The organism is Halomonas sp. NO4 (assembly GCF_010994375.1).
GTDB lineage: Bacteria > Pseudomonadota > Gammaproteobacteria > Pseudomonadales > Halomonadaceae > Halomonas.
In genome coordinates, this window is sequence record NZ_WHMA01000002.1 from 49,608 (window position 1) to 67,658 (window position 18,051).

Below are 18,051 nucleotides of genomic sequence, written 5' to 3' on the forward strand. Positions count from 1 at the left end.
GAAGAGCAGGCCACCGGAGTGCCGGCCACCGGCTTCTTTTGGCACGAGCGCTGTTTCTGGCACGACCCGGGCGCCATCGGCGTCTTCTCGGCGCCGGGCGAGTTTCTCCAGCCGCAGCCCGCCTCGGAGAGCCCCGAGAGCAAGCGGCGGCTCAAGAACCTGCTCGAGGTGTCGGGGCTGATCGACGAACTCGCGGTGCGCAAGACGCCGCCGGCCTGCCGCGAGGACCTGGCGCGCTTCCACACCGCGCGCTACCTCGATGCCCTGGCGGCCGGCGACCGGGCGCGCGGCGGTGACGGCGGCGACTGTGCGCCCTACACGCCGGGCAGCTTCGCTGCGGCGCGCCACTCGGCGGGGCTGGCCATCGCGGCCGTGGAGGCGGTGGCCACCGGCGAGCTGACCAACGCCTATGCGCTGTGTCGCCCGCCGGGTCACCACGCCGAGGCCGACCAGGGACGCGGCTTCTGTCTGCTCGGCAACATCCCGGTGGCGGTGATGCGTGCCCGGGCGCTGGGCCAGGTGGGCCGCGTGGCGATCCTCGACTGGGACGTGCACCATGGCAACGGCCAGCAGGCTGCCTTCTACGACGAACCCGAGGTGCTGACCCTCTCGCTTCACCAGGCCGGGAATTTTCCCCTGGAAACCGGCTTCTTCAAGGAGCGCGGCGAGGGGGCAGGCGAGGGCGCCAACCTCAACCTGCCGCTGCCGCCGGGCTGCGGCATCGGCGCCTACGACTACGCCATGGGCGAGCTGGTGTTGCCGGCGCTCGAGGCGTTCGCTCCCGAGCTGATCGTGGTGGCCTGCGGCTTCGATGCCGGCGCCAAGGATTCGCTGGGCAAGATGCTGCTCAACAGCCGCGCCTTCGGCGAGATGACGCGCCAGGTCAAGGCGCTGGCCGAACGGGTCTGCGACGGCCGCCTGGTCATGATCCACGAGGGCGGCTATTCGGAAGGCTACGTACCGCTGTGCGGCCACGCCGTCATCGCTGCCCTGGCGGGCAGCGTGATCGAGGTGCCCGATCCGCAGAACGACGAGATCGCCGCCTGGGCCTACCAGGCGCTCCAGCCCCACCAGCGCGCGCTGATCGACGGCTGGCGCCACGACATCTTCAGGAAGGACGCATGACCCCACTCTACGATCGCGACGGATGGCTGTGGCACGACGGAGAATGGCTGCCGTGGCGCGAGGCCCGCACGCACCTGCTTACCCACACCCTGCACTACGGCATGGGTTGTTTCGAGGGCGTGCGGGCCTACGACGGCCCCCAAGGGACCCATCTCTTCCGGGTGGCCGAGCACACCCGGCGGCTGCTGGATAGCGCCCATGCCCTGGATATACCGTTATCTTTCGGTGCCGACACCCTGATCCAGGCACAGCGGGAGTGTCTGACGCGCAACGGCCTGCGCAACGCCTACCTGAAACCTACGGTGTTTCTGGGTGCCGAAGGACTGGGGTTGAGGGCGAAAGGGCTCACCACCCACGTGATGATCGCCGCCTGGGATCTGGGCGACTATATCTCGCCCGAGGCCGCATCCATCGGCATTCGGGCGCTCACCTCGTCCTGGGCGCGACACCACGTCAACATCAGCCTCTGTCGCGCCAAGACCAACGGCCACTACGTCAACTCCATGCTGGCGCTGAACACGGCGGTCAAGGCGGGCTTCGACGAGGCGCTGATGCTCGACCCCGAGGGCTATGTCGCCGAGGCCTCGGCGGCCAACGTCTTCCTGATGCGTGACGGGGTGCTGCATACCCCCGAGGTAACCTCCTGCCTGCAGGGCATCACCCGCGACAGCGTGATCCGGCTGGCTCGTGAGGTGCTGGGCCTCGAGGTGCAGGAGCGGCGCATCACCCGCGATGAGCTCTACACCGCCGACGAAGCCTTCGTCACCGGGACGGCCGCCGAGATCCTGCCGCTGCGCGAACTCGACGGACGCCATGTCGGTGCCCGGAGCGGTGCGCCGGCTGTGGGTGAGCCCATTGCGACCGACTCCGTGACGGCTCGCCTGCAGCGCCTCTACCGGCGCGTGACCCGCAGCGAGGCAGGCGAGGACCTGGCCGAGTTCCGGCACTGGCTGACGCCGACCTGAGGCGATGCCTGTGGCGGCTGCCAAGGAGTCTCAGCGGGAAACGTGCTAGGGTGCCGGCAGTCGCGGCAGGATGAAAGGAGATGGCACTGGCACTTGCATGGAGCACGCTCTTCACGCTGCTGATTCTGGGCATGGCCTGGGGGGCGGCGGCGCTGTGGTTCCGCCTCTCGCTGCCGACACCCTGGCGACAGGTGGCACTGGGGCTGTGGGGTACGCTGGCGGTGGGTCTGGTGGCACTGGGCGTGCAGGGCTATCGCGGCTCCGCGCTGGTCGGCCAGCTGGGGCTGCTGGGCGTGGTCGCACTGTGGTGGTTTCAGCTGCGCCCCACCCATGACCGCCCCTGGGCCGACGATGTGGCGCACCTGGCCACCGGCCGCATCGAGGGCAACCGGCTGACACTCGACCAGGTGCGCTGCTTCGCTTGGCAGACCCGCGAGCGTGCCAAGGTGTACTGGGAGCCGCGCCAATATGACCTGTCGCGGCTCGACTCGGCGGATCTGGTCGTGTCGAGCTGGGGGCGGCCCGGCATCGCCCACGTCATGGTCTCCTTCGGCTTTGGCGGGGAGGCGTTCGTGGTCTTCTCGGTGGAGGTGCGGCGCCAGAAGGGGGAGCGCTTCTCCGAGCTCGGCGGTTTTTTCCGCCAGTATGAGCTTGCCATCGTTGCCGCCGACGAGCGCGATGCGGTGCGCCTGCGCACCAACGTGCGCGGCGAGACGGTGTGGCTCTACCGGCTCGACATGTCGCGCCATGCCATTCGTTCGCTGCTGGAGGCCTACGTGGAAGAGGCCAACCGGCTGGCCCGCGAGCCCCGCTTCTACAACACCATCACTGCCAACTGCACCACCCTGGTGTATGCCATGGCGCGCCGGTTGGGTGCGGTACTGCCCTTGAACCATCGGCTGCTGTTCACCGGCAAGCTGCCGGAATATGCCTATCGGGTGGGCGGGCTGTGGCCGGGCCACAGCCTCGCTGAGCTGATGCGTCGTGGCCGGATCGTCGATCGGGCGCGGGCCGCGGACGACGATCCGGCGTTCTCGCAACGCATTCGCGACGGCGTGCCGGGCTGGGTTGAACCTCTCGGGGATGCCACCAGGGTGACGGAATCCGCCGGCCGCTAGTCGGGTTGCGAGTGATGGTCGGGGTGCCTCCGGGGAATCGGGGCACATAGAAGAACGCCACGGGGAAGACCCCGTGGCGTACCGCCTCCCTGAGCATCGTCCCGATGCAAAATCCCTGCCGAGCTCCTTGCCCGCCTGCGTCCGTGTCCCGTCGTGCGGCAGTGTCCCTTGCCTGTGTCCCCGAGGGGGACAGAGCCGTTATCCCCTACTGGCATGACAACCGCGTAACGAAACGATGAAGAGGCGGTGACAACGGCCTGCTTTCAGCCTAGTCGTCTTGATCGCCGGGTTCCAGAGACTTGAGCAGCCCGCGCAGCAGCGAGAGCTCCTTGCGGCTGAGCTGGGCGCGGGCGAACAGGGCCTGCAACTGCGCCTCGGTGCGCGCATGGGGCTGGGTGAGAAAGCCGCTGGCCGCCATCACCCGCGACAAATGGGCATGGAAGTGATCGAGTTGCTTGCGGGTCGGGGCGCGCTCACTGGCCGGGCGTGGCGTCCGGAAGTCGCTAGCCGGACGCTGGCGCCACGCCTTGAACGTCTCGTAGGCGAGTACCTGAACGGCCTGGGCGAGGTTGAGGATGCCGTAGTCGGGATTGGCGGGAATGCTCACCTGATGCGTACAGCGGCGGATCTCGTCGTTGGTCAGTCCGAAGCGCTCGCGGCCGAACACCAGCGCCACCGGGTCGTTCTCGGCCTGCTCGACCAGCGTGCGCGCCATGGCGTCGGGCTCGTCGTAGTGGGGCAGGGGGAGGCTTCGCAGCCGGGCGCTGGCCCCCACCACCTGTACGCACTCGGCCACTGCCTGATCCAGGGAAGCCACCACTCGGGCTTGGTCGATGACGTCTTCGGCGCCGGCGGCGAGTCGCGACGCCTCCGGGTCGGGAAACTGGCGCGGATTGACCAGCACCAGGTCGGTTAGGCCCATGGTCTTCATGGCCCGGGCGGCCTGGCCGATATTGCCGGGGTGGTAGGTCTGGACGAGGACGATACGGATATTGGAGAGCATGAGCGGGGGTCGGTGGCGGGGCGTGAGTGTGGCGGTATCTTACCGCGCCGAGCGCCGAGCGCCGAGCGCCGAGCGCCGAGCGCCGAGGAAGGCTTGCTTGCTCCTCGCTCCTTGTACCTCGCCCCTGATAGCAAAAACCCCGCCGGCTGCTCACCGGCGGGGTCTGTCTCAGGCGATGCCTGGGGCTTTTACAGGGCCTCGGGCGGGCTGGCTTACATCATGCCGCCCATGCCACCCATACCGCCCATGCCGCTCATGTCCGGCGCGGCTTCCTTCTCGTCCGGATCCTCGGCAATCATGGCCTCGGTGGTGATCATGAGGCCAGCCACGGAGCCGGCGGCCTGCAGGGCCGTACGGGTCACCTTGGCCGGGTCCAGCACGCCCATCTCGAACAGGTCGCCGAACTCGCCGGTCTGGGCGTTGTAGCCGAAGTTGCCTTCGCCTTCCTTGACGCGGTTGAGGATTACCGAAGCTTCTTCGCCGGCGTTGGTCACGATCTGGCGCAGCGGGGATTCCAGGGCACGCACGGCCAGCGCGATGCCGTGGTTCTGGTCCTCGTTGTCGCCCTTGGTCTCGGCGACCTTGGCTCGGATGCGCACCAGGGCGGTACCGCCACCGGGCACCACGCCTTCCTCGACGGCGGCGCGAGTGGAGTGCAGGGCGTCCTCGACGCGAGCCTTCTTCTCCTTCATCTCGACTTCGGTGGCCGCACCCACGCGGATGACGGCAACACCGCCGGCCAGCTTGGCGACGCGCTCCTGGAGCTTCTCGCGGTCGTAGTCGGAGGAAGTTTCCTCGATCTGGGCGCGGATTTGGTTGACGCGCGCCTCGATGTCGGCCTCGGCGCCGCTGCCGTCGATGATGGTGGTGTTCTCCTTGGACATGGTCACGCGCTTGGCGGTGCCCAGGTGGTCCAGGGTGGCCTGCTCGAGGGTCAGACCGACCTCTTCGGAGATCACGGTGCCGCTGGTGAGGATGGCGATATCCTGCAGCATGGCCTTGCGACGGTCACCGAAGCCGGGTGCCTTGGCGGCGGCGACCTTGACGATGCCGCGCATGGTGTTGACTACCAGCGTGGCCAGGGCCTCGCCCTCGATGTCCTCGGCGATGATCGCCAGCGGCTTGCCGGCCTTGGCGACGGCTTCCAGCGTCGGCAGCAGCTCGCGGATGTTGGAGATCTTCTTGTCGACCAGCAGGATGTACGGGTCTTCCAGCTCGACCTGCATGGTGTCCTGGTTGGTGACGAAGTAGGGCGACAGGTAGCCGCGGTCGAACTGCATGCCTTCGACGACTTCCAGCTCGTCTTCCAGGCCGCGACCCTCGTCGACGGTGATCACGCCTTCCTTGCCGACCTTCTGCATGGCGTCGGCGATGATCTCGCCGATATTGGCGTCACCGTTGGCGGAGATGGTGCCGACCTGGGCGATGGCCTTGGAGTCGGTGCAGGGCACGGAAAGGTCGCGGATCGCCTGGACGGCAGTGACCACGGCCTTGTCGATGCCGCGCTTGAGATCCATCGGGTTCATGCCCGCGGTCACGCCCTTCATGCCCTCGGTGATGATCGCCTGGGCCAGCACGGTGGCGGTGGTGGTACCGTCGCCGGCGTCATCGGAGGTCTTGGAGGCAACTTCCTTGACCATCTGGGCGCCCATGTTTTCGAACTTGTCCTTGAGTTCGATCTCCTTGGCCACGGAGACGCCGTCCTTGGTCACGGTCGGTGCACCGAAGGACTTCTCGAGGACCACATTGCGGCCCTTGGGGCCCAGGGTAGCCTTGACGGCATTGGCCAGCAGATCGACGCCGCGGGCCATGCGCTTGCGGGCATCATCGGAGAACTTGACTTGTTTCGCTGCCATTTTTCGTGTCTTCCTGTGAGTTCGTGAACGTCTTGGGGACGGGTTGAGTGCCGTGGCGGCTTAGCCTTCGACGACGGCGAGAATGTCGGACTCGCTCATGATCAGGACTTCTTCGCCATCGATCTTCTGTTTCTCGACGCCGAAGCCTTCCTTGAAGATCACGGTGTCTCCGACCTTGACGTCCAGCGGACGGACGTCGCCGCTGTCGAGAATCCGGCCGTTACCGACGGCGAGAACTTCACCACGAGTCGGTTTTTCCTGGGCGTTGCCCGGGAGCACGATGCCGCCAGCGGTCTTTTGCTCTTCCTCAACGCGACGGACGACGACGCGATCGTGCAAGGGACGGATGTTCATTGCTCACGTTCTCCTGATGGTTTGCTGTGCCGGGAAAGGGCCCGGCGGTTCATCATCATCCTTCCAGAACTCCCTGGAAGGTGGAGGCGAAGGTCGCCTTCCTTGTCGAAAGTGTCGAGACGACTCGACACCGTAACCTGTTGCTGACCGTGAAATGGGGACGGGCCTATGCCTTTCAAGGGGGAGGTATGAAAAAAATTGCTCTCCTCGGACGCGGTCAGGGGGTGCCCTCAGCGACGGGGCTCGTCGCGGCTGATGAAATCCCCCTCCAGCGGTGCATCGCTGCCTCTCTGCTCGGAACCCTGTTGCCGTTCCGTGTCCGGCCGGGTGCGTTCCCAGCCGGCTTCGCTGCTGCTGTGCGTGGTGCGATGCGCATAGGCCATGCCCCGCACGCCGAGGTTGAATCGGGCCAGCACGCGCGCGACCACCCGGCGGGCACCGGGGATCACGCACACGAATCCCAGGGCATCGGAAACGAAACCCGGCGCCATCAACAGGGCGCCGCCGAAGATCAGCGCGGCACCGGTGAGTAGCTCACCCGAGGGCACCTCGCCCTGTTCCAGGCGTTGACGGGCGCGGGCGAAGGTGGCCGCTCCCTCACGGCGCACCAGGTGCAGGCCGAGAAAACCGGTGGTGAGAATCAGCCCGAGGGTGGTCAGCAGGCCGATCTGGCCGCCCACCGAGAAGAGAATGACGAAGTCGAGCAGGGCAAAGAGGGTGAAGAAGAGCAGGAAAGGCATGTCGGCTCCTGACAGTCGGTTTTTCAGGAAGTGGGGGTGGGCGTCGGAAATTCAAGGCAGCCGTCGCCAGTGAAGGCGGTCAATGATGCAGCGCATCATGAGTGATAGGCTGTTTCGTGAGGGTGCCGCTCAAGTTCGAGGTGGTGGCAGCCGAAGAATAGGCTGACAGCCACCGCGGCCGGCAACTCTCGCCGGCCGGGCCGTTCCACGGCGGTCGGCACTTTTCTACGCAGCGGATTCAAGAACTGGGGAAAACCATGCAACTCGACAATCGTGTGATCGCCATCACCGGAGGGGCCCGTGGCCTCGGCTATGCCATGGCCGAGCACCTGGGACGCCAGGGCGCCCGACCGGCGCTGCTTGACGTCGACCGCCAGGCACTCGACGAGGGCGTGTCACGGCTGCACCAGGCGGGCATCGAGGCCGGTGCCTTCGTGGTGGACGTGGCTGACGAGGCGTCGGTGCAGCAGGCATTCGCCGACGTGGCCGCCTCGCTGGGGCCGGTCAGTGGGCTGGTGAACAATGCCGGCATCCTGCGCGATGCCCTGCTGGTCAAGGCACGTGACGGCAAGGTGGAGAAGCGCATGTCGCTCGAGCAGTGGCAGCAGGTGATCGACGTGAACCTGACCGGCGTCTTCCTTTGCGGGCGCGAAGCGGCCACGCAGATGATCGAGGCGGGCCACGAGGGCGTGATCGTCAACATCTCCAGCATTTCGCGGGCCGGCAACATGGGGCAGAGCAACTACGCCGCCGCCAAGGCCGCGGTGGTATCGCTCACCACCACCTGGGCGAAGGAGCTGGCACGCTACGGCATCCGGGTGGGCGCCGTGGCGCCGGGCTTCATCGAGACCGACATGACCGCCTCGATGCGTCAGGACATGCTCGACAAGCTCACCGCCGGGGTACCGCTGCAGCGCTTGGGGCAGCCGGAGAACATCGCCCAGAGCGTGGCCTTCATCTTGGCCAACGACTACTTCACCGGTCGCGTGATCGAGTGTGACGGTGGCCTGCGTCTGTAACACCCGAGTCGTGATGCAACGACGCCGCCAACCCAGGCTGGCGGGGTCGCGGTCTTGACCTGCGGGTGGCTTGGTTGGTGAGACGACTGTCAGAATTCGACCTGGTCGGCCAGCCCTTCCACGGTGGCCGGGCCGATGCCGCTGACGCGGGTCAGGTCCTCGGTATTCTCGAAGGCGCCGTTGGCGTCGCGCTCCTCGATGATCGCCGCGGCACGGCTCGGGCCGATGCCGGGCAGTTCCGCCAGCAGTTCGGCATCCGCGGTGTTGACGTTGATCGGGGCCAGGTCCTGGGCCATGCCCAGCGGGGCAAGGGCCAGCAGCGCTCCCAGCAGCAGGCCCTGTGCCAGTCCCCGTCCGTGGCGCTTCATGGATGACATTCCCTTCATGACTCCTCCCTGTGATTTCGGCTCTGTCGGTAACACCGGCAGCCATACCGGCACGGTGTCCCGACTCAAGCTAGCCGAGGCGTCCGAGCCTGGGGCGAATCCCTGAGTCGTTAGTTATGTAAGATATGTCTCATTTTTGTGTTGGCATTCGTCGGTTGAAGGTGTCATGGCGCCTGGGACGCCTACCCGGGGCGCAAACGACAACGCCCCTCCATGGCACGGCCATTCGCGGGGCGCAAGAAGGTCTGGCAGGGGATGCCAAGGGCTCGATCAGCCGGCTGCCTCATCGGTGCGGGCGGCCATGACGAAGTCGTTCTTGTGCAGCCCCTTGATCTTGTGCGACCACCAGGTGACGGTCACCTTGCCCCACTCGGTGAGCAGGGCGGGATGGTGGCCCGCCTCTTCCGCCAGGGCACCGACGCGGTTGGTGAAGTCGAGCGCTTCCTGGAAGTTGCCGAACTTGAAGACGCGCTCCAGCTGCTGGACGCCGTCACGTTCGACCAGCTCCCAGTCGGGAATATCGGACCGGTAGCTGGCGAGCTCCTCTTCCGTCACTCGGGGGGAGTCGGCGCGGCAGGCCTCGCACGACTGTTGGGAAAGTTGACTCATGGTGCCTCCTTGTCGTTGGGGATACTGAATTCATGGGGGCTCAGGCGCTGGCTTGGGCGCTGTGTGGAGCCGGTGAGAAGCGCGGCGCGTGCAGGCCCAGCGCCATGGCCCGGTGCACCAGATCCATGATGTCCTGTCGGGAAAGGTCGTGCAGGGTCGCGAGATCGTCAAGCACGTAGTAGAGCGGCTGAAGGATATCGATGCGGTAGGGCGTGCGCAGCGCCTCGATGGGGTCGAAGGGCAGGTGATCGGGCGTGTCGGACAGGGCGTGGAGCGTCTCCTTCGGCGAGGAGATGATGCCGCCGCCGTAGATGCGCCGGCCCTGCGGGGTGTCCACCAGCCCGAACTCCACGGTGAGCCAGTAGAGCCGCGCCAGTGAGACCCGCTCCTTGGGCGAGGCGGCCAGGCCCAGCCGGCCGTAGGTGGCGGTGAACTCGGCGAAGGCCGGGTTGGTGAGCATCGGGCAGTGGCCGAAGATCTCGTGGAAGATGTCCGGCTCCTTGAGGTAGTCCAGCTCCTGCGGTGAGCGGATGAAGGTGGCCACCGGGAAGCGGTGGGCGGCCAGCAGTTCGAAGAAGGTATTGAAGGGAATCAGTGCCGGGACCTGGGCGGTCTCCCAGCCCGTGGTGGCCTTGAGCACCCGGTCGATGTCGGCGAGCTGGGGCACGCGATCCAGGGGGAGTGCCAGCCGTTCCAGGCCGTCGAGGTACTCTTGGCAGACGCGCCCTTCGATCACGTCGAGCTGGCGCTGCATCAGCGTCTGCCAGGTGGCATTGTCCTCGTCGGGCCAGGCGATGTGACCGTTGGCGTCGGGCAGTCGTGCCCGGTAGCCGGTCTTGCTGGCGACGTCGCTCAAGCGGGCATGGGGTATCGTCGTCATGGGGGCTCCCGTGGGGTTGGAATTGTTCGGGTTCGTAGGGGCGGGATACTTGGGAGTCTAGGCGTTCGCTCTCGGGCAAGGCTCGCGTTCGCGGCCGACCGCCGTCACCGGCGAGGCAGGGAGTGTCACGGTTTCATGACGCATAGCGTCGCGTGGCGCGTTGCTCGGCGGAAATCGGCACGCCCGGGCGGTTGTGGGAGGGTAGGTGTCACGATATGTTGACAGATGAGTCACGGCGGCTTGACGCCGAATTCGTCCGGTCGGCGTGACGTCACGACGGCATCACGACAACGACCCCTAACCGAGTCCTTCGATGAGACTGAGATTCCACTGCCAGAACCGCATCGGCATCCTGCGCGACATCGTCTCGCCCTTCGTCGATTACGGCCTCAACGTGGCCCGCGGCGAGGTCGGCGGGGAGCACGGCAACGCCATCTACCTGCATGTGCCGCACCTGCTCAACGCCCAACTGGCCACCCTCAAGCCGGTGCTGGAGGCGGTGCCGGGGGTGTTCAGCCTGCGTCGCGTCAGCCTCATGCCCAGCGAGCGGCGCCATCTCGAGCTGGACACGCTGCTCTCCTCGCTGACCGATCCGGTGATGTCCATCGACATGGACGGCCATATCGTGGCGGCCAACCGCGCTGCCGGTCAGCTGCTTGGCGTGCGCCTCGACGAGGTGCCCGGCCTGTCGCTGGACCGCTACCTCCCCGACCTTGACCTGCCGGCGCTGATCCGGCGCAACAATGCCCGAGTCAACGGCTTGCGCATCAAGCTCTACGAGGCGACCTTCCTGGCCGACATCGCGCCGCTGCATCGCGAGCACCACGACGACGTGGGTTCGCTGGCCGGTGCCGTGGTGACCCTGCACCGCGCCGACCGTATCGGCGAGCGCATCTACCAGGTTCAGCGCCAGGAGTTGCGGGGCTTCGAGGCGATCTTCCAAGCCAGCCCCCGACTCGCCGACCTGATCCGCGAAGCGCGGCGCATGGCGCCGCTCGATGCCCCGCTGCTGATCCAGGGCGAGACCGGCACCGGCAAGGAGCTGCTGGCCCGTGCCTGCCATGCCGCAAGCGCCCGCGGCCAGGCGCCCTTCATGGCACTCAACTGCGCCGGCCTGCCGGAATCCATGGCCGAGACGGAGCTCTTCGGCTATGCGCCGGGCGCCTTCGAGGGGGCGCGGGCCGAGGGCAAGCTGGGGCTGCTCGAGCTCACCGCCGGCGGCACCATCTTCCTCGACGAGGTGGGGGAGATGAGCCCGCGGCTGCAGGTCAAGCTGCTGCGCTTTCTGCAGGATGGCGGCTTCCGCCGGGTGGGCAGTGACGAAGAGACCTACCTCGACGTGCGGGTGATCTGCGCCACCCAGCAGGATCTGCCGCGGCTGTGTGCCGAAGGGCACTTCCGCCAGGATCTCTACCACCGCCTCAACGTGCTGTCGCTGGCCGTGCCGCCGTTGCGCGATTGCCTCGACGGCATCGAGGCGCTGGGCGAGCACTTCATCGACCGCGCCGCGCGCCAGATCGGCTGTGCCCTGCCGGACCTCTCGCCGGCGGCGCTGGCGCGGCTCTCCAGCTACCACTGGCCAGGCAATGTGCGCCAGTTGGAGAACGTGCTCTTCCAGGCGGTGTCGCTGTGCGAGACGAGCACCATCGAGCCGTCGCACCTGCGCCTGCCGGACGTGGGGCAGGCGCCGGGGTTGTCGGGCCTCGACCTGGATGGCAGCCTGGCCGAGATTCTCGGCGAGGTGGAGCGGCGCGTGCTGGCCACGCTCTATCCCGACTACCCCTCGAGCCGCCAGCTCGCCCGGCGGCTCGGCGTGTCGCACACCACCATCGCCAACAAGCTGCGCCGTCACGGTATCGGGGGCGAGTCGGACTGAGCCACCCCTGTCGCCGACGCGAAACTGACCTAGTATGGCTAGGGTACAGCCACCGGCAGGGGTAACGACGTTGATGCGATACCCGGCAGGCAAGACTGGCAAGACCTCCCCAGAGTTGCGAAATGAGTTGCGACACGGCCACGCCCACTGCGGCGTGGGCGCCCTGGTCAGCCTGCGCGGCGAGGCGACCCATGCGCTGGTCGCGGACGGGCTGCGGATGCTGCGCCACCTCGACCACCGCGGCGCCCGCGGGGCCGAGGAGAACACCGGCGACGGCGCCGGCCTGCTGCTGCAGGTGCCGCACCGCTTCTTCGCCGAGGAGGTGCCCGAGCTGCCCGAAGCCGGCACCTATGGTGTCGCCCAGTGCTTTCTGCCCCGCGACGAATCGCGCCGCCACGCCATCCAGCAGCTGATGGAAGCGGCTGCCGCCGAGCTTGGCCATCGCCTGCTCGCCTGGCGGCGGGTGCCCACCGACAACCGCGGCCTGGGGCGCACCGCGCTGGCGTCCGAGCCGGTGGTGATGCAGGCCTTCATCGCCCCCGAGACACCGCTGGCCCCCGAGGCGCTGGATGTCGCCCTCTACGTACTGCGCTGCGAGATACAGAATCGCGTGCGCGACCAGGGGCTGGGCGGCGAGGGCGCCGAGCTCTTCTATCTCTGCAGCCTCGATCGGCGCCGCATCGTCTACAAGGGGCTTTTGACCTGCGCCCAGTTGGCCAGCTACTACCCCGACCTGGGCGATGGGCGGGTGGAAAGCGCCCTGGTGCTGGTGCACTCGCGCTTCTCCACCAACACCCTGGGCGCCTGGGAGCTGGCCCACCCCTACCGCACGCTGGTTCACAACGGCGAGTTCAACACCCTGCGCGGCAACGTCAACTGGATGCGCGCCCGCGAGGCGCAGCTGGCGAGCCCGCGTTTCGGCGAGGCCATCGAGCGCATCAAGCCGGTTCTCGCCGAGGACGAGCAGAGCGATTCCGCCGACTTCGACCACGTGCTGGAACTGCTGCTCGCTGGTGGGCGTTCACTACCCCATGCGCTGCGCCTGCTGATCCCCGAGGCCTGGGAGAAAGATGCCGCCATGGCGCCGGAGCGCCGCGCCTTCTACGACTATCATGCCACCCTCATGGAGCCGTGGGACGGGCCGGCGCTGGTGGTGGCCACCGACGGCGAGAGCGTGGGCGCGGTCATCGACCGCAACGGCCTGCGTCCCTGCCGCTACTGCGTGACCCGCGACGACACCCTGATCATGGCCAGCGAGTCCGGCACCCTGGACACCCCGGTCGACGATATTGTCACGCAGGGGCGACTCAGACCCGGCCAGCTGCTGCTCGCCGATACCCGCGAGGGGCGCCTGGTGCCCGAGGCGGAGGTCTTCGATCGCCTGACCCGCGCCGCGGCCTACGGCGACTGGCTGGCCCGCCACCGAGTGGCGCTCGCCGATCTCGCCGCGGCTGCCCCGGAACCGGCCATCGAACCGCTCGACTCGGCTACGCTGGATGCCCACCAGTGCGCCTTCGGCTACACCCTGGAAGGGCTTCGCGTTCTGCTCGGCCCCATGGCCGAGTCCGGCAAGGATCCGCTGGGGGCGATGGGCAACGACACCCCGCTGGCGGCCCTCTCGGCGCATCGCAAGCCGCTCTTCGCCTACTTCCACCAGCTATTCGCCCAGGTGACCAATCCGCCGCTGGACTACCTGCGTGAGGCGCTGGTCACCTCGCTAACAACCCACCTCGGCGCCCAGCAGAACCTGCTCGTCGAGACGCCCGAGCACTGCCGGCGCCTGCGCCTCGACAGCCCTATCCTCGACGACCGTGAGTTCGCCACCCTGGCCGCCCTCGATCGCGACGGGCTGGTGGCACGCACGCTCGACACCACCCATCCACCGGGCGAGGGCCTGGCCGCGGTGATCGCTCGCCTGCGCCGCGAGGCCGAGGCCGCCGTGGACGCCGGCGCCACCCTGCTGGTGCTCGACGACCGGCGCGTGGGGCCCGAGCGCGTGGCGGTGCCGTCGCTGCTTGCCGTGGGCGCCGTCCACCACGGCCTGATTCGCGCCGGCAAGCGCACCCGCGCTTCGCTGGTGTTGGCCAGCGGCGAGCCCTACGCCGTGCACCATGTCTGCACCCTGTTCGGCTACGGTGCCGATGCGCTCTATCCGTGGCTCGGCTATCGCAGCCTGGAGCGGTTGCAGTTCGAAGAGGCGCTGCGCGAGGTGGCGTCGCCCGAGGCGGCGTGTCATGCCTACCGGGCGGCCCTCGAGGACGGCCTGCTCAAGGTGATGGCCAAGATGGGCATCTCCACCCTGGAGAGCTACAAGGGCGCGCAGGTCTTCGAGTGCATCGGCCTTGACAGAGAGCTGGTCGACGACTGCTTCGCCGGCACCCCGGCGCACCTCTACGGAGTGGGGCTCGACACCCTCGCGGAAGAGGCGGAACAGGCCCACACCGTGGCCTACAGCCAGCGCATCGCCGGCAGCCTCCAGCTGCGCCAGGGCGGCGATTTCTACTGGCGCCGCGACGGCGAGTGGCACCAGTGGAACCCGAGCACCATCGGCTACCTGCAGCAGGCGGCGCGCCAGAACGACGCTGCCAGCTACCGACGCTTCGCCGAACTCGCCAACGCCCCGACTCCCAGCCTGCAGACCCTGCGCGGCCTGCTCGCCTTCGATGTCGAGGTGGAGGACGGAGCGTCGCGCGCCATTCCCCTCGACCAGGTCGAGCCGGTGGAGGCGATCCTGCCGCGCTTCGGCACCGGCTCGATGTCCTTCGGGGCGCTCTCCCGGGAGGCTCACGAGGCCATGGCCGTGGCCATGAACCGCATCGGCGGCAAGGCCGGCAGCGGCGAGGGAGGCGAGCAGGTCGAGCGCTTCGGCACCGAGGCGGAAAACTCCATGAAGCAGTGCGCTTCGGGGCGCTTCGGGGTCACCGCCCACTACCTGGCCAACGCCCGTCAGATCGAGATCAAGATGGCCCAGGGCGCCAAGCCGGGGGAGGGTGGCGAGCTGCCGGGCGGCAAGGTCGACGAAGCCATCGCCGAGGTGCGCTTCACGGTGCCCGGGGTGGGGCTGATCTCGCCGCCGCCGCATCACGACATTTACTCCATCGAGGACCTGGCGCAGCTGATCCACGATCTCAAGTGCGCCAACCCCGACGCCGAGATTCACGTCAAGCTGGTCTCCAAGGCCAATGTCGGCACCATCGCCGCCGGGGTGGCCAAGGCGCGCGCCGATGCGGTGCTGATCTCCGGCGATGCCGGCGGCACCGGGGCGGCCAAGAAGACCTCGATCAAGCACACCGGCACGCCCTGGGAGCTGGGTCTCGCCGAGACCCATCGCGTGCTGATGGCCAACGACCTGCGCTCGCGGATCAGCGTACGCGTCGACGGCGGCATGAAGACCGGTCGCGACGTGGCGATCGCTGCCCTGCTGGGGGCCGAGGAGTTCGGCTTCGGCACCGCGCCCATGGTGGTGGTGGGCTGCCTGCTGCTGCGAAAGTGTCACTGCAACACCTGCTCGGTGGGGGTAGCGACCCAGGATCCCGAACTGCGCGCCCGTTTCGACGGCGCCCCCGAGCACATCGTCACCTACCTGCGCTTCGTCGCCGAGGAGCTGCGCGAGATCATGGCCGAACTGGGCTTCACCACGGTCCGCGAGATGATCGGGCGCGTCGACCGGCTGCGCCGGCGCGAGGTGGCCCACCCGCGCGGTATCGACCTCGATGTCAGCGAGCTGCTCGCCGGCGTGACCTCGGACGACACGCCCTACCAGGTGCGCGCGCAGAACCACCAGCTCGACGACAAGCTCGACCAGCGCTTGATCGCCGAGGCGGCGCCGGCGCTCGAGCGCGGCGAGGCGGTGCGCCTCGAGGCGTCGGTGTGCAACCGCGACCGCAGCGTCGGCACGTTGCTGTCATCGGCGCTGGTCAATCGCTGCGGCGCCCACCTGCCGCCCGACGACACCCTGGAGGTGCGACTGACCGGCACCGCCGGCCAGAGCTTCGGCGCCTTCGTCGCCCGTGGCATCAGCCTGCACCTCACCGGCGAGGCCAACGACTACGTCGGCAAGGGGCTCTCGGGCGGGCGGCTCAGCGTGCGTACTCCGCCAGCGGCCGGCTTTGCAGCCGACGACAACGTCATCATCGGCAACGTGGCACTGTTCGGCGCCACCAGTGGCGAGGCCTACGTCAATGGCCTGGCCGGCGAGCGCTTCTGCGTGCGCAACTCCGGGGCGCTGGCCGTGGTGGAGGGCGTCGGCGACCACGGCTGCGAATACATGACCGGCGGGGTGGCGCTGATCCTCGGCCCCTGCGGCAAGAACTTCGCCGCCGGCATGAGCGGCGGCGAGGCCTACCTGCTCGACGAAGCCGGTGACCTTGCCGAGCGCATCAACCCTGATCGTGTCGGCCTTGAAGCGGTGACGGCACAGCGCGACATCGCCCTGGTCCAGCGCCTGCTGGAGAACCACCTGGCCTATACGGGAAGCCGCCGCGCGGCGGCATTGCTCGACGATTGGCCTGCTGCCGTGCAGACGCTGGTCAAGGTGGTGCCCGAGGCCTATGCCGAGGTGGTGAACCGTGAGCTCGCCCGCGGGCGCGACATCCGCGTCGTCCCGCCGGCGCCGGCCCGGGAGGTGGCCTGATGGACGAGAACCATCCCGACGGTTTCCTCAAGCACCCACGCGCGCCCATCGGCAAGCGCGACCCACGCGAGCGCATCGGCGACTACCGCGAGATCTATGCGCCGAGCTGGCGCGAAGAGCATCTGCGCGAGCAGGGCGAGCGCTGCATGGACTGCGGTGTGCCCGCCTGCATGGGCGGCTGCCCCATCGGCAACCTGATTCCGGACTGGAACGACCTGGTGCATCGCGGCCGCTGGCGCGAGGCGCTCGACCGCCTGCACGCCACCAACAACTTCCCCGAGTTCACCGGCTACACCTGCCCGGCACCCTGCGAGCCGGCCTGCACGCTCGCCTACAACGCCGACGCCGTGGCCATCAAGAGCCTCGAGCGGGCGATCGTCGACCGTGGCTGGGAGCAGGGCTGGATTCGCCCCGAACCGCCGGCGCGGCGCACCGGCAAGCAGGTCGCCGTGGTGGGTAGCGGGCCGGCGGGGCTCGCCTGTGCGCAGCAGCTCAACCGCGCCGGCCATGCGGTGACGGTCTTCGAGCGCGACGAGGCGCTGGGCGGGCTGATGACCCTGGGCATCCCCGACTTCAAGTTCGCCAAGTCTCAGGTCGAGCGGCGCCTTGAGCAGCTGCGCGGCGAAGGCATTGCTTTTCGCACCGGCGTCGAGGTGGGCCGCGACCTCACGCTCACCGAGCTGCGCGGACGCTTCGACGCGGTATGCCTGGCGACCGGCGCCCAGGCGCACCGCGACGTGCAGGTGCCGGGGCGCGAGCTGGCCGGCATCCACTTCGGCATGACCTACCTCACCGCCGAGAACCGCCGCCAGGCGGGGCGGGAAGGGGCCATGATCGACGCGCGGGACAAGCGGGTGGTGGTGCTCGGCGGCGGCGATACCGGTGCCGACTGCGTGGCCACGGCGCACCGCCAGGGGGCGGCGGACGTGGCGCAGATCAGCGTGCGCGACCAGCCGCCGCTGTCGCGCCCCGCCGACAACCCCTGGCCCTGGCAGCCGCGCACCTTCGAGCAGACCTACGCCCTGGAGGAGGGTGGCCGGGCGCTCTACGCGCTGGATGTCACCGCCTTTGTCGACGAGAATGGCGACGGCGCCGTGGACGCGCTCAGCGCCGAGCGCGTGCGCTGGACCCTCGATGAGCAGGGGCGGCGCGTCGACAAGACGGTGCTCGAGGCGGACATCCGCCTGCCCGCCGAGCTGGTGCTGATCGCCATCGGCTTTGCCGGCACCGAGGGGCAGCGGCTGGGCGAGCAGGGCGTGGTGCTGAGCCAGCGTGGCCTGCTCGCTGCCGACGCGACCATGATGACCGAGCTCGATGGCGTCTTCGCCACCGGTGACGCTCGCCGCGGGGCCTCGCTGGTGGTCTGGGCGATCGGTGAGGGGCGCGACGCCGCCCGCCACATCGACCGCTACCTGATGGGCGACTCGCGGCTGCCGCCGAGCCTCGAGACGCTGACGCCGCCCACCGATGACGAGCGCTGATGATCT

Annotated in this window: 14 protein-coding genes; 7 read left to right on the forward strand and 7 right to left on the reverse strand. The window is 68.3% G+C overall.

Annotation, left to right across the window (positions count from 1 at the left end; all coding sequences use genetic code 11):
* Positions 1-18 precede the first annotated feature (18 nt).
* The 3 genes from FEF15_RS01750 to FEF15_RS01760 all read left to right on the forward strand — a co-directional run bounded on the left by FEF15_RS01750 (position 19) and on the right by FEF15_RS01760 (position 3,208).
* Positions 19-1,125, forward strand: coding sequence for a class II histone deacetylase (locus FEF15_RS01750; protein WP_163557649.1), 1,107 nt, complete (start codon positions 19-21; stop codon positions 1,123-1,125).
* On the forward strand, positions 1,122-2,090 hold the full coding sequence (locus FEF15_RS01755) for a branched-chain amino acid transaminase (RefSeq protein WP_163557373.1): 969 nt from the start codon (positions 1,122-1,124) through the stop codon (positions 2,088-2,090). The genes FEF15_RS01750 and FEF15_RS01755 overlap by 4 nt, the downstream gene beginning before the upstream one ends.
* Before the next feature lie 80 nt (positions 2,091-2,170).
* Positions 2,171-3,208 (forward strand): DUF4105 domain-containing protein, encoded by a 1,038-nt coding sequence (locus tag FEF15_RS01760; RefSeq protein ID WP_163557374.1) that lies wholly within the window; start codon positions 2,171-2,173, stop codon positions 3,206-3,208.
* Positions 3,209-3,476: 268 nt separating this feature from the next.
* On the opposite strand, the gene FEF15_RS01765 is transcribed toward FEF15_RS01760, so the two are convergent.
* The 4 genes from FEF15_RS01765 to FEF15_RS01780 form a co-directional block, all read right to left on the reverse strand.
* Entirely contained in the window at positions 3,477-4,211 is a 735-nt protein-coding gene (locus FEF15_RS01765; protein WP_163557375.1) for an RNA methyltransferase, read from the reverse strand.
* A 212-nt stretch (positions 4,212-4,423) separates the two neighbouring features.
* Complete coding sequence (gene groL / locus FEF15_RS01770) at positions 4,424-6,067, reverse strand: chaperonin GroEL (protein ID WP_163557376.1); 1,644 nt, start codon at positions 6,065-6,067, stop codon at positions 4,424-4,426.
* Positions 6,068-6,127: 60 nt separating this feature from the next.
* On the reverse strand, positions 6,128-6,421 hold the full coding sequence (locus FEF15_RS01775; RefSeq protein WP_043518768.1) for a co-chaperone GroES: 294 nt from the start codon (positions 6,419-6,421) through the stop codon (positions 6,128-6,130).
* Positions 6,422-6,651: 230 nt separating this feature from the next.
* The gene (locus FEF15_RS01780; protein ID WP_163557377.1) at positions 6,652-7,161 is read right to left on the reverse strand and encodes an FxsA family protein; all 510 of its coding nucleotides are present in this window, start codon (positions 7,159-7,161) and stop codon (positions 6,652-6,654) included.
* A gap of 257 nt (positions 7,162-7,418) precedes the next feature.
* Between FEF15_RS01780 and FEF15_RS01785 the strand changes: the two genes are divergently transcribed.
* Entirely contained in the window at positions 7,419-8,180 is a 762-nt protein-coding gene (locus tag FEF15_RS01785) for an SDR family oxidoreductase (protein ID WP_163557378.1), read from the forward strand.
* 89 nt (positions 8,181-8,269) lie between these two features.
* On the opposite strand, the gene FEF15_RS01790 is transcribed toward FEF15_RS01785, so the two are convergent.
* The 3 genes from FEF15_RS01790 to phhA all read right to left on the reverse strand — a co-directional run bounded on the left by FEF15_RS01790 (position 8,270) and on the right by phhA (position 10,055).
* Positions 8,270-8,548: a ComEA family DNA-binding protein gene (locus FEF15_RS01790; protein WP_163557379.1), complete on the reverse strand. Its 279-nt coding sequence runs from the start codon at positions 8,546-8,548 to the stop codon at positions 8,270-8,272.
* Between the two features lie 288 nt (positions 8,549-8,836).
* Positions 8,837-9,175 (reverse strand): 4a-hydroxytetrahydrobiopterin dehydratase, encoded by a 339-nt coding sequence (locus FEF15_RS01795; RefSeq protein WP_163557380.1) that lies wholly within the window; start codon positions 9,173-9,175, stop codon positions 8,837-8,839.
* A gap of 40 nt (positions 9,176-9,215) precedes the next feature.
* Complete coding sequence (gene phhA, locus FEF15_RS01800) at positions 9,216-10,055, reverse strand: phenylalanine 4-monooxygenase (RefSeq protein WP_163557381.1); 840 nt, start codon at positions 10,053-10,055, stop codon at positions 9,216-9,218.
* A gap of 313 nt (positions 10,056-10,368) precedes the next feature.
* Between phhA and FEF15_RS01805 the strand changes: the two genes are divergently transcribed.
* The 3 genes from FEF15_RS01805 (at position 10,369) to FEF15_RS01815 (ending at position 18,045) form a co-directional block, all read left to right on the forward strand.
* Positions 10,369-11,931, forward strand: coding sequence for a sigma-54-dependent transcriptional regulator (locus FEF15_RS01805; protein ID WP_163557382.1), 1,563 nt, complete (start codon positions 10,369-10,371; stop codon positions 11,929-11,931).
* Between the two features lie 127 nt (positions 11,932-12,058).
* Positions 12,059-16,564 carry a glutamate synthase large subunit gene (gene gltB, locus FEF15_RS01810; protein ID WP_205598456.1) on the forward strand — a complete coding sequence of 1,502 codons (4,506 nt, stop codon included), beginning with the start codon at positions 12,059-12,061 and terminating at the stop codon, positions 16,562-16,564.
* Positions 16,564-18,045 (forward strand): glutamate synthase subunit beta, encoded by a 1,482-nt coding sequence (locus FEF15_RS01815; protein ID WP_163557384.1) that lies wholly within the window; start codon positions 16,564-16,566, stop codon positions 18,043-18,045. The genes gltB and FEF15_RS01815 overlap by 1 nt, the downstream gene beginning before the upstream one ends.
* The last annotated feature ends 6 nt before the right edge of the window (positions 18,046-18,051 follow it).

Bases quoted from the DNA above. Each gene is read 5' to 3' on its own strand.
- FEF15_RS01785 (WP_163557378.1), top strand. From the start codon at position 7,419: ATGCAACTCGACAATCGTGTGATCGCCATCACCGGAGGGGCCCGTGGC.
- FEF15_RS01755 (WP_163557373.1), top strand. From the start codon at position 1,122: ATGACCCCACTCTACGATCGCGACGGATGGCTGTGGCACGACGGAGAA.
- FEF15_RS01780 (WP_163557377.1), bottom strand. From the start codon at position 7,161: ATGCCTTTCCTGCTCTTCTTCACCCTCTTTGCCCTGCTCGACTTCGTC.
- FEF15_RS01790 (WP_163557379.1), bottom strand. From the start codon at position 8,548: ATGAAGCGCCACGGACGGGGACTGGCACAGGGCCTGCTGCTGGGAGCG.
- phhA (WP_163557381.1), bottom strand. From the start codon at position 10,055: ATGACGACGATACCCCATGCCCGCTTGAGCGACGTCGCCAGCAAGACC.
- FEF15_RS01760 (WP_163557374.1), top strand. From the start codon at position 2,171: ATGGCACTGGCACTTGCATGGAGCACGCTCTTCACGCTGCTGATTCTG.
- FEF15_RS01765 (WP_163557375.1), bottom strand. From the start codon at position 4,211: ATGCTCTCCAATATCCGTATCGTCCTCGTCCAGACCTACCACCCCGGC.
- FEF15_RS01815 (WP_163557384.1), top strand. From the start codon at position 16,564: ATGGACGAGAACCATCCCGACGGTTTCCTCAAGCACCCACGCGCGCCC.
- FEF15_RS01795 (WP_163557380.1), bottom strand. From the start codon at position 9,175: ATGAGTCAACTTTCCCAACAGTCGTGCGAGGCCTGCCGCGCCGACTCC.
- FEF15_RS01805 (WP_163557382.1), top strand. From the start codon at position 10,369: ATGAGACTGAGATTCCACTGCCAGAACCGCATCGGCATCCTGCGCGAC.
- FEF15_RS01775 (WP_043518768.1), bottom strand. From the start codon at position 6,421: ATGAACATCCGTCCCTTGCACGATCGCGTCGTCGTCCGTCGCGTTGAG.
- groL (WP_163557376.1), bottom strand. From the start codon at position 6,067: ATGGCAGCGAAACAAGTCAAGTTCTCCGATGATGCCCGCAAGCGCATG.